The following is an 11106-nucleotide window of genomic DNA, read 5'->3' as shown; positions in this document are numbered from 1 at the left end:
TCAGCCGTCTCATGCCCGCTACAGTTTACAGGTGATGTAAAATCTCGCCGTGGTATTCGAAGGAATCTGCTGGAAGTTCGGACACAACATCCCGACCGATGAAATCACGCCCACCAGCGTCGTCTGGAAAAGCTTTCCCGAGATGGCGAAGCACGTTCTGGAGTCGCTCAACCCGGAATTTCCTCTGAAGGTTCAGAAGGGCGACATCATCGTCGCCGGGCGAAACTTCGGTTGCTCGTCGGGCCGCGCGATCGCTCCGAAGGCCATTAAGGCGACGGGCGTGGCTGCGGTGGTTGCGGAGGGTTTTTCACGGACGTTTTATCGCAATGGCCACGAGGTGGGACTTCCGATTCTTGAAGTTGCCGGTATTCACGACCTTATGAACAACGGTGACCGCATTCGCGTCGATATTACCAACGGCATCGCGATGAACCTGACGACCGGCAAATCCATCAAAGGCGCACCCGCGCCGGAATTTCTGCTGCAGATGCTGCAGGCCGGCGGTCTCATTCCATTTCTGAAGACCGGACAGTTCCTGAATCGATGACGCTGCTCCTCAATAACGAAGAAGTCGAGAAGGCGCTGACTCCGGCCGGCACGATCACGGCGACGGAGAACGTATATCGCGAGCTGGCCGAAGGCGCCGCGTTCAACCGGCCCCGCAGCCAGGTGTATTTGCCGGTCCAGTCGAAAGCGAATCCGGGATTTCAATATCGTTTCAAATCGCAGGAGGGCGGCAGTCCGGGTACCGGTGTCTGGGCGCTCCGGATCACGTCCGATATGGCCGGTCATTCCTTTACGGCAGGCGTGAAACGCCGCCGGATTCTGCCGGTGGCGACGGGCAACCGCTATTGCGGTCTCGTCATCCTGTTCGATATCGAGCGCATCGAGCCGATCGCCATTATGCCGGATGGCGTGATCCAGAAGATGCGCGTCGCCGCGCTCAGCGCCGTCGGTGCCAAGTATCTGGCGCCGCCAAAGCCGAAAGTACTGGGCTTGTTCGGCAGCGGCTGGCAGGCCGGAGCCCATCTCGAGTATTTGTGCAGCCTCTTTGATTTTGAGACGATTAAGGTGTTCAGCCCGAACGAGGAGCACCGGCGGAAGTTCGCTGCGGACATGGCGCGGAAGCTGGGCCGGAAAGTCGTGGCTGCCGCCTCCGCACGAGAGACCGTCGAAGGAAGCGATTTCATTCAGGCGGCGACGGCTTCATGGGATGCCGTGTTCGACGGTCAGTGGGTCGAGAAGGGAATGTACGTCGCGTCGATCGGCGGCTCCGATGCCAGCAATAAGCGTCGCGAGATCGACGATGAGACTATTCGCCGCTCGGATGTCTATATCGTCCATTCCAAGGAAGTCGCCCGGCTCGACCAGTCTCCTGATATCTGGGAAGTTGCGCAAAAGGGAATCAAGTCCTGGGACTCGATCCACGAAATCCAGGATCTGCTCGCCGGAAAGGTCTCCGGCCGAACCAGCGCGGACCAGATCACCGTCTTCAACAACAACACCGGCGCGGGTACGCAATTTGCTGCCCTGGGTTCCGCGGTCCTCAAACGCGCGCGGGAAATGGGACTCGGACGGGAACTTCCCACCGAGTGGTTCCTGGAGGACGTCTCGCCTTAAGATCGCGCGCTCCACTCGAACCTCAAGAGGAATTCTCAGGACGAAGCCAGCGCCGCGCCAGCTTCCTGGCGTTCGACTCCATCCTGAACAGAACATGCAATGCTCTTCCTCGTAAGCTCCGATTAAAGATCCGCACCGTGAAGTGCGACCGATTGATGGAAGTCCATTTCGCCTTGTACTCCGCCCAGGGGCCCGTGAAGTCATATTCACGGATTCCGTTTTCTGCGCAATTGCGCATGATCTCGTGAATCAGCAGATGTCCTGGTCCGCACTTGGAATAGTTTTCATCAATGCCGATTTTGGGCATGAAATAACGTCCGGCGTGAGCTAAGCCGAACTGGCCGGCAACCGGATGCCCGTCGAATTCGAGGAAGAACAGGCTCAGATATCCAAAACGTTCCCCGTTAGCGGCGATCTCGTCATAGAACTGCCTGGTTTGTTCACTGCACGCGATGGCGGTCCCCTCTTCGCCTTTCCATCCGCTCCGTTCCAGGTCATAAAACCGCTGGAGCATCTGAGGGTCTGCCTTGGTCACCCGGCGCAGCAACACGGTACCTTGCGATTTCAACTGGCGTTCTCTACGGCGGACAATCGAGCGAAAGTTCGCGCTGCTCTGCAACACCAGAGGATCCTTCGTTTCGCCCAAACCCGTCAGAGGTAAATACGGGGAGCGCATGGAGACATTTCGCTCCGTCGGAAAGGCATCGCTGCTCGCGGCCTGGGCGAAGGAATTAAGCGCGCTTCCTTCCGGTACGCTGGAGAACTGCATCATGTCCCAGCCGGAACGCTCGGCAAGAAATTTCCAGATTGCCTGAACCGCGGCCTCACCTTGGGATCCAGGCGCACAGACGATATCGAAGCGGCAGGAGTGCGCGTTGGCGGCGTCGCGAAGTCTTTTAATCGGAATCCCGCGGAAGTAGGACCGCTCTTCGATCAGCGGTAGAACCGCCTTCAGTTCGCCATCTACTCTGGCGGTAACGACTACAACTTTGGCTTCCTGCGCAAAAGCTCGTATATATGCGGCGACCCATTCCGGCCGGTAAAACGGCTCGTTGCAGCGGCCCTCTTCGCAAAGCCTGCGCCACTCCTCCGCCAGTGACTCGACGATTTCCACTCCCCCGGTTTTGGCCGTCACCGTCTCCGATGACGCCGTTGCCAGAGGCCGCTGCAGCGGATCTCCGAATTCCCCGGCAGCCGGACCCTTGTACCTGCCCATGTGAAACTGCAGGCACCATTCTCCTTCGAGGCGGCTCAAGTGATTTTCGCCGCGGTCAATGAGGTCTATCAACTCCCGGTTTTTGGAATGCACGAGCATCCAATAACGCGGGTTCATCACGTAGTTTCCGGCCAGATGGGGCATGAGCTGACGATCCATGCGTCCTGCGACTGCGACAGCGCCCTGCGACCAGGTCCGGTACATTAAGTGGTCGAGAACATCCTTGGCAAAGTTCTGCTTGAAACCTATCTGCAGCAGTTCGGCCACCCCGCCCTTGCCGAGGTGATAGATGAACCAGCCAACCAGCCCATGCTCGGGGCTATGAACCGCCAGCTTCTCAAGTCTGCCGCCGGCCCCTCCATGCTCTCCCGTCTCCAGCAGCCACCGCAGGGAACTTTCTTGATATTCCGGGTGCAGGCTTTGGGAATCCCATAAGGTTCTCGCACATTCAAGTAAGGTCTGTACGTCAAGATTCTTTTCCAGCAAACGTGGCCGGGCAGGATGGAAGTATCCCCTGCCGGCGGCCAAAGCCGCGTCGAACGTCTTGCAGAACGGCAATGATGCCTTTGCAAGGGGACGCAACCAGTCCCGCCGCGATATCCGCAGGTTGAGAAAACCGGCCGGGCGCAACGGTATTGTCCAATAGATGCTGTTCAAAGCCGAGGTATGGCCGCCCAATCTCTCCCAAAGCTTGCGGGCCGGCTCCGTCGCCTCATCCGCCAGGGAAAGGTCCTGCGGACCGGACATGAACGCTTTCATGAGCTGCACAGCGGCCAGGCTGGACCTGCTGTTCGGCTCAACCATGAACATCGAGCTTATCGCCGCACGAATAGAGCGTCCACCGATGCGCATGGACCGCGGCATGACGCCCAGGAAGCCCGTAATTTTTCCGTCAGCTTCTTCGTAAACGAGGGGACTCAACTGTTCCTCGTACCATGGATTCCCCAGATATACGTCATGGAAATAGAGCTTGTAGGCGCGGTCAATATTCCGCGTGTATTCTTCGTTGGAACGATAGAGGCTGTGGTGCAACCGCGCAACCTGGACGACGTCATCACTGGCTAACCTTCTGATGCGCGCGGATTTCATTCTCTCGCTCACTCCTCGCTCAGTGCTCGACGTTCACCAATGCAAGCAGGGTTCCCAGTTTGAATCTGTTTCGGCTCTGGAGGTTTGGCCTGAGTCACATCGATCTTCCTGGAAGTCGTGCGAAACGCCGAATTCACATGTGGAATGTAAGTCGCCAGTAGAATGGAACATGAGTGCCCACTGTAAATCATGGGATAAAATCGAAAAATGATCAGGAACGGCAAAAATGACCAGCGCCTCGTTGAGCCTTCCTGAGATGCGTTTCTATGTCATCCGTATCTCGACCGGCGAGTACCTTACAAAGGTCCGCATCATTTCGAACTACTTTGATTACGAATTCACAACGGACTTCAGCCAGGCATCTCGCCTCAATGATTTCGATTCACAACTTGTCTTGAGAAGATTAAGAACGCTGCGTGAGACCCGAGCGCGGCGAGAAGAAGTGACGAATACAGACGAAAAATGAGAAGTGCCGCGCCGGGGCAACCCGCGCGCAGCGTCTTAGCGCGCGAGTTGCCCGCCATTCTTTTTAGTTGGGGAGCCGGAAGGCTCTCAACTCCGCCGTATACCCGTTGCCGCCGATCGCAACCACAATGTACTGCTTGCCGTTGAGCATGTACGTCATCGGCGTTCCGCTCTGTTGCGTGGGCATGTAGACGGCGCCGGCGTCTTTACCACTCGCTTTGTCGTAAGCCCGGAGCATTGCGCCCTTCTGCCCGTTCGGAGTGGTGAATACACCGCCCTCGCCGGCGATCAGGAGCGTCTTGGTCACGAGCGTTCCGATGGCCCCGGGCCGGCCGGTGCGGGGAATATTCAAGCCTTTCAGCGCGGGATTGTTGCGGATATTGTCGGGCGTTTCACCGTGAGCGATGTGCCAGAGAATCTCACCTTTATTCATGTCGATGGCAGTGATCTGTCCGTAGGGCGGCTTCATCAGCGGCAATCCCTGAACGGTCAGCAGCCCCGACGTCTCGGCCGCGCCTGCACCAGGAGCGCGATCGGCGCCGGCATCGGCCCCGGCCCCGCCGCTCAGACGAGGTCCGCTGGTGGCAATGCCCTGAATCCAGCCGAAATCTCCGGATAGTTTCGGGTTGCCGGGAACCACACCGAGAGAATTCATCGTCCTTTGAGATGGGACGTACAGGATGTGGGTCTCGGGATCGTAGGATCCGCCGGGCCAGTTCGTGCCGCCGTTGCTCACCGCCATTGCCAGGGTTCCCAACGGGCCTTCGATCTTGCTGACCACCGGCGGCGTGAAGATTGGCCCCATCTTGTAACGCGATGCAATCTTCAGTGCTTCGGCGTGGAGCTCCGGCGTGAAATCGATCAGATCATCGACGGAAAAGCCCTGCCGGTCATATGCGGGCGGTTTGGTCGGAAACGGTTGCGTCGCGCTGGTTTTCTCTCCGGGCACGGTCGACTGCTCGACCGCCCGCTCTTCGATGGGCCAGATCGGTTTGCCGGTCACGCGATCGAAGACATACAGGAACGCCTGTTTCGTCGGCTGCGCGACCGCCTTAATCGTCTGACCGTTGATTGTGATGTCCGCGAGGATCGGCGCACATGGGATATCCATGTCCCAGATCCCGTGGTGCACAAGCTGGTAATGCCACTTCCGCTTGCCGGTGTGCAGATCGACCGCGACAAGGCTTTCGCCGAACAGGCCGTTGCCTGGACGATATCCGCCGTAGTAGTCGCCGGTGGGAAGTTCGACAGGAAGATACACGGTTTCCAGCTCTTCATCCACGCTGATTTGTGCCCAGACGCCCGTATTGCCCGTGTAGGATGCCGAATCGTTTTCCCAGGTTTCGGCGCCGTATTCGTTCGGTAGCGGAATCGTGTGGAAAATCCACAGCCGCTTGCCTGTCTTGACGTCGAAGCCGCGGACATATCCCTTCACGTTGGTCTTGCTCTTGGGCACCCCGCCCGATTTGTGCGCAGCTCCGACGATCACGACATCTTTGGCGACAACAGGCGCCGCATGCAATCCGACTTCGCCGTTGATGAGATCGATTTCCTGATCGTCGTCCTGCTTCAGATCGACAACCCCGTTCTTTCCAAACGACGGAACCGGCACGCCGGTCTTCGCATTAAGCGCGATCAGGCGATATCCCGGAGTGACATAGAGGATCCGCTCTTCGCGTCCGTCGGTCCAGTACGCCAGGCCGCGCCCGGAGAGCTGCCGCGGCGCATTCGAGCCGCGCGCTGCCTCGTGTTCGCTGTGCGTCCAGAGAAGCTCGCCGGTCGCCGCATCCAGCGCGACGACGTCACGCCGCGTTCCCGCCGTCGAATAAAGGATGCCGTTGGCCATCACCGGCGTTCCCTCGAACTGGAATTCCGGCCGCGGGCCCAGGTTTTCCGTGCTGAAGTGCCATGCGACCTCAAGCTTGTTGAAGTTCGAAGCGTTGATCTGATCGAGCGGCGAATAGTGCGTATTGCCGAGATCCGCTCCATACGTCCGCCATTCCCCATTCCTTGCGCCGCTTTGTGCCAGCAGCGCACTCGCGCAGACGAGCAGACAAATCATTTTCGCAAAGGCGTTCTTCATAGAAGTCCTCTTCGGTTTGAAGTAGCAGGAATCTAACACATATAATTCGCTGCCAGCCATGTTTTAGCCGCAGATGACGCGGATGACGCAGATGGGCCATCAAAGCTCTTTAATGGCCCATCTGCGTCATCCGCGTCATCTGCGGCTAAACGAAGTTTGAGGGAGTTGCTTTCTTGTCAGCGGTGAATCCGTCCGGGACTCGGATCACTCAGCAGCGAACGGACTTCCTCCGCTGTCGCGCGGCAGTAATCGCCGGGAATAGAGTGTTTCAGACAGCACGCCGCTGCGGCGAATTCGAGAGCGTCCCGGCGGTTGGGAAGATTCATCCAGCCGTAAATCAGGCCTGCGGCAAACGCATCTCCGGCGCCGATGCGATCGACACTGTGTGCGACGTCATAGCTCCGGCTCGTCAGCAGTTGTTCGCGATCGTTCAAACAGGCGGACCAACTGCTTCCGCGAAGGCTCACGGCGACGGCTTTGAGGTGCGAATAGCGGGTCAAGGCGTTATTCACGACGGGATCGGACAGCCCGAGAACCAGGCGGAGATGTTCTTCATTTCCGATCAGGATATCGGCGTGTTTCATCATGCTGCCCATCACTTCTCCCGCCGTTTTGCCCCACTTCCACAGGTTTTGTCTGTAATTCAGATCGAAGGAGATGGTTAGTCCCCTCTGCCCCGCGGCGCGCATCGCTTCCAGCGTGAGATCAGCGGCGGATGCGCTGATCGCCGGCGTGATTCCCGTAATGTGAAACCACGCGGCGCCCTCGAATACTTTTTCCCATGCAATGTCGCCCGGCTTTGCCAGCGCCATCGCGCTGTGTTCCCGGTCATAGACGGCGCGGCCGGCGCGATGATTGGCGCCGAGTTCAAGATAGTAAGTCCCCAGCCGTCCCGTGCCTCGAACGATGTGCGAAGTGTCCACACCGAAGCGGCGCAACTCGGCGATCGCCGCATCGGCGATAGGATTGTTTTCCGGCAGCACCGTCACGTAGGCGGCATCCATTCCAAACGAAGACAACGCCACAGCGACATTCGCTTCCGCACCGCCGAAGACGGCGTTGAAGTGCGGCGTCTGCAGAAATCGCTCGAAGCCCGGCGGCGTCAGCCGCAAGAGGGATTCACCGAACGTGACCACTCGCGTTCCCGTCACCGCCGCGCCTTCCGGACCTCTTCGAGGAATCGCTTTGCCAAATCGGTAATCGATTGAAAATCCCCGGCAGCGGCAGAGCGAGTCAGGTGGGAGCCGACGCCGACAGCGGCGCAGCCTGCCGCGATCCAGTCCTTCACATTCTCGATCGTCACACCGCCGCTGGGGACCAGCGAAGCTTGAGGCAAGGCCGCCTTAACCGCTTTGACGAATGCCGGTCCGGTGACTTCGCCGGGAAAGACCTTGACGATCTCCGCCCCGCATTCCATTCCTTCGATAACCTCCCGGACTGTGCAAGCGCCCGGCATATACGGAATTTGATACCGGTTGCAGAGCCTGGCGGTTTCGATGTTCAAAGCGGGGGAGACAATGAACTTCGCTCCGGACAAAATTGCAAGCCGCGCCGTTTCCGGATCCAGGACGGTGCCTGCCCCGACCATGAAATCCTTCGAATCCTCTCGATCGCAGAGCTGGGAAATCGCATTTGGCGCTTTCGGAACCGTAAAGGTAATCTCGATGGCCACGGCGCCTGCCGCGAGGCACGCGTCGGCAATCCATACGGCTTCCTCCGCGCTATTCGATCGTATGACGGCAATCAGGCCAGACTCGCGGATCTTCCCCAGGACATCATGCTTCAACATGAATTACCCCTTGTTCCTTGCGTATAGCGTGCACTATTTTACTCGTCATGCAACCCGTACCACCGAATCAACAACGATCTCTGGTCGAACGTCTTACGAAAATGTGCGGCGGCGGCTACAGTCCGGAGACGCGCCGCAAGTACTTTATCAGCGGCCCGCAGTGGGCGGCGGCATATCAAGGACAGGCTCTGTTCTGGGCGCCGACCCGCAAGCCCGTGACTTTCGAGGAAGTCATTCGGGAGTTCGGAAACATCGGCATCGCGCATTGGTGCACGCATGACAGCGATGTGATTCCCACGGAAGCGCTCGGCAGCGACCGTCAGGCGGAGATCGTCGCGAAAATCCATCGGACACTCGAAGAGCACGGCGTCAAGTGTTCGATGGTGACTACCGAAACGTTCTATCATGCCGTCTTCGCCGCAGGCCCCGCGCCGGAAGCGCCGGAGGTGCGGGAATATGCCGCATTCCGTGTCCGGAACACCGTCGACATCGGTCACGAACTCGGCGCCCGATATGCCGTGTACTGGCCGGGATCGCTCGGCTATTTCACGCAAGGCGCGATCGACGAGCTTCAGACCCTTCGCTGGTACGGGGAAGCTCTCAATGCTGCGTGCGACCGCGATATCGAAGTCGCAAAGAAAAAGGGACGGCCCACACTCAAACACTGTCTGGAAGCGAAGCCGTTCGAGCCGCAGGCCGAGATTCTGCTGCCCACCAGCGATGCAATGCTCGGGTTTATCGCCTCGGGCGCATTGAAACATCCGCACATGGTGGGATTGAACCCGGAGTATCTCCACGAACTCATGTGGGGAGGCGCGCCGCGCGCGGCCCTGGCGCGGGCTCTGCTGGCGGGTAAGCTGTGGCATTTCGATATCAATGATGGTTATCGGCTGAAGCACGACGTCGACATCGCCGTCGGCTTGGTCAATCCGCTCGACTGGTTGAACGTCCTGATGCTGCTTCGTTCGAAGAATTTCAACGGCCCGTTCAACCTGGATTTCAAACCGCTGCGGACGACGAGCAATCACGGCGTGTTCGCGGTAAGTTTCCCCAACGCCGTCGATCGATTTATCACGCTGTGGGAGATTGCCGGCGAGGCGCTCGAGGATCCGATCATTCGCGAAGCAACAGATGCGTTGAAAGCGGGTTCCGGCGTGTCTGCAGGCAGCGATGCCGGAGCGATTGCGGAAGCGAACAAGGAACTGCTGACGCTGCACGAACTCATCCCGCACCGCCTGGTGCAGCTGCTGCTGGGCATGCATCGGGGCCGGACGCACTTTGGATGACTGCGGTCCCCAAATGACATTTGGGGGAACGCGAAAATCAGCATGATTTATTGGCTTGGCATTGACGTCGGTACCGGCGGGACGCGAGCGGTTCTCGTCAACAAAGCCGGAGCTCTTGTCTCCGCATTCACCGCTCCCCACGACGACATGATCATGGAACGGCCGTTATGGGCGGAGCAGCGTCCGGATAATTGGTCGGATGCCGCCCAAAAAGCGGTTCGCGGTGTTCTTTCGCAATCGAATCTTGCGGGGAGCGCCGTGCGCGGCGTCGGTTTGTCCGGGCAGATGCATGGGCTTGTAATGCTGGATGCAGCGGACAAGGTCATCCGTCCCGCTCTGATCTGGTGTGATCAGCGCAGCCAGAAACAGGTCGACGGCATCAACGAACTCGCCGGTGCGGACACGGTTCTCGCGTGCACGGCGAACCCGGCCATCACCGGCTTCACGCTGCCGAAGCTTCTATGGGTCCGCTATAACGAACCGGCGAATTTCGAACGCGTAAGGAAAATCCTTTTGCCGAAGGACTATGTCCGGTTCGGACTGACGGGCGAATACGCGGGTGATGTATCGGACGCATCCGGAACCGGATTGTTCGATGTGGTGCAGCGCCGTTGGTCGGAACTGCTGGCGGACAAGATCGGGATCGATCGAAACATCCTGCCGCCGGTACTCGAATCGGCGGCGGTCAGCGGAAAGGTTTCGCGCGCCGCCGCCGCTCTGACGGGACTGGCCGAAGGTACGCCAGTTGTCGCGGGTGCGGGAGACCAGGCGGCGAGCGCCGTCGGGAACGGTATTGTCGAACCGGGCAGGATGTCGTGCACGCTGGGAACATCGGGCGTTGTTTTTGCATACACCGAATCTCCGAATTACGATAGCCGCGGCCGGGTTCACACGTTCTGTCACGCCGTCGAAGGCGCCTGGCATGTGATGGGCGTCACTCAGGGCGCCGGACTCAGTCTGCAGTGGTTCCGCAACAATCTGGCGCCGGGCATGGAATATGACGCCCTTACGAAAGAGGCGGCCACTGCTCCCGCCGGCTCGCAAGGCCTCTACTGGCTTCCTTATTTAATGGGGGAGCGCACGCCGCACCTCGACGCCTCCGCTCGTGGCGGCTGGATCGGCTTGACGGCGAAACATACCCGCGCGGATCTCATTCGATCGTTGCTCGAAGGCGTGTCCTACAGCCAGAAAGATGGCCTCGATATTATCGAGCAGATCGGCGCGAAGGCGGAATCGGTGCGGCTCTCCGGCGGCGGGGCGCGAAGTCCATTCTGGCAGCAGATGATGGCGGATGTTTTCGGTAAGCCGGTCTCGGTGCTCGAGAGTCAGGAAGGTTCCGCCTACGGCGCGGCACTGCTGGCGATGGTGGGAACCGGGGAATATGGTTCGGTCCGCGAGGTTTGCGAAACCGCGATTCGCGAAGTGCGGACGTGCGAACCGCGAGCGGAAGAGCGGAAGGTGTATGCCGAAGGGCACCGGATTTACCAGAGTCTATATCCGGCTACGGCTTCCGCCCTGAAGGTGTGAATGAATTGTCGGGCGAGCAGATAGATTCCCC

General features: G+C 59.1%; 9 protein-coding genes. 5 read left to right on the top strand and 4 right to left on the bottom strand.

What is annotated here, in order from left to right; all coding sequences use genetic code 11:
• The first annotated feature begins 49 nt into the window (after positions 1-49).
• Both VGK48_08700 and VGK48_08695 read left to right on the top strand, forming a co-directional pair.
• Positions 50-547, top strand: coding sequence for a 3-isopropylmalate dehydratase (locus VGK48_08700; GenBank protein HEY2381249.1), 498 nt, complete (start codon positions 50-52; stop codon positions 545-547).
• The gene (locus VGK48_08695; GenBank protein HEY2381248.1) at positions 544-1620 is read left to right on the top strand and encodes an ornithine cyclodeaminase family protein; all 1077 of its coding nucleotides are present in this window, start codon (positions 544-546) and stop codon (positions 1618-1620) included. The genes VGK48_08700 and VGK48_08695 overlap by 4 nt, the downstream gene beginning before the upstream one ends.
• A 22-nt stretch (positions 1621-1642) precedes the next feature.
• Here the strand turns inward: VGK48_08695 and VGK48_08690 are convergent, their stop codons facing one another.
• On the bottom strand, positions 1643-3925 hold the full coding sequence (locus VGK48_08690) for a GNAT family N-acetyltransferase (protein HEY2381247.1): 2283 nt from the start codon (positions 3923-3925) through the stop codon (positions 1643-1645).
• 226 nt (positions 3926-4151) lie between these two features.
• On the opposite strand from VGK48_08690, the gene VGK48_08685 reads away from it, so the two are divergent.
• Complete coding sequence (locus VGK48_08685; protein HEY2381246.1) at positions 4152-4391, top strand: hypothetical protein; 240 nt, start codon at positions 4152-4154, stop codon at positions 4389-4391.
• Positions 4392-4454: 63 nt separating this feature from the next.
• On the opposite strand, the gene VGK48_08680 is transcribed toward VGK48_08685, so the two are convergent.
• From VGK48_08680 to VGK48_08670, 3 genes are all read right to left on the bottom strand, one after another.
• A complete protein-coding gene (locus tag VGK48_08680; GenBank protein HEY2381245.1) occupies positions 4455-6473 on the bottom strand; it encodes a pyrroloquinoline quinone-dependent dehydrogenase in 2019 nt (672 codons plus the stop codon).
• Between the two features lie 176 nt (positions 6474-6649).
• Positions 6650-7624: a sugar kinase gene (locus VGK48_08675; GenBank protein HEY2381244.1), complete on the bottom strand. Its 975-nt coding sequence runs from the start codon at positions 7622-7624 to the stop codon at positions 6650-6652.
• Positions 7621-8262 carry a bifunctional 2-keto-4-hydroxyglutarate aldolase/2-keto-3-deoxy-6-phosphogluconate aldolase gene (locus VGK48_08670; GenBank protein ID HEY2381243.1) on the bottom strand — a complete coding sequence of 214 codons (642 nt, stop codon included), beginning with the start codon at positions 8260-8262 and terminating at the stop codon, positions 7621-7623. The genes VGK48_08675 and VGK48_08670 overlap by 4 nt, the downstream gene beginning before the upstream one ends.
• A gap of 47 nt (positions 8263-8309) precedes the next feature.
• Here VGK48_08670 and VGK48_08665 point away from each other — a divergent pair, with 47 nt between their 5' ends.
• Both VGK48_08665 and xylB read left to right on the top strand, forming a co-directional pair.
• The gene (locus tag VGK48_08665) at positions 8310-9548 is read left to right on the top strand and encodes a TIM barrel protein (GenBank protein HEY2381242.1); all 1239 of its coding nucleotides are present in this window, start codon (positions 8310-8312) and stop codon (positions 9546-9548) included.
• Positions 9549-9590: 42 nt separating this feature from the next.
• The gene (xylB, locus tag VGK48_08660) at positions 9591-11075 is read left to right on the top strand and encodes a xylulokinase (GenBank protein HEY2381241.1); all 1485 of its coding nucleotides are present in this window, start codon (positions 9591-9593) and stop codon (positions 11073-11075) included.
• Positions 11076-11106: the final 31 nt, after the last annotated feature.

The sequence above is a fragment of the Terriglobia bacterium genome (genome assembly GCA_036496425.1).
In the GTDB taxonomy this organism is placed as follows: Bacteria; Acidobacteriota; Terriglobia; order 20CM-2-55-15; family 20CM-2-55-15; genus 20CM-2-55-15.
This window is presented reverse-complemented; position numbering and strand designations above follow the sequence as displayed.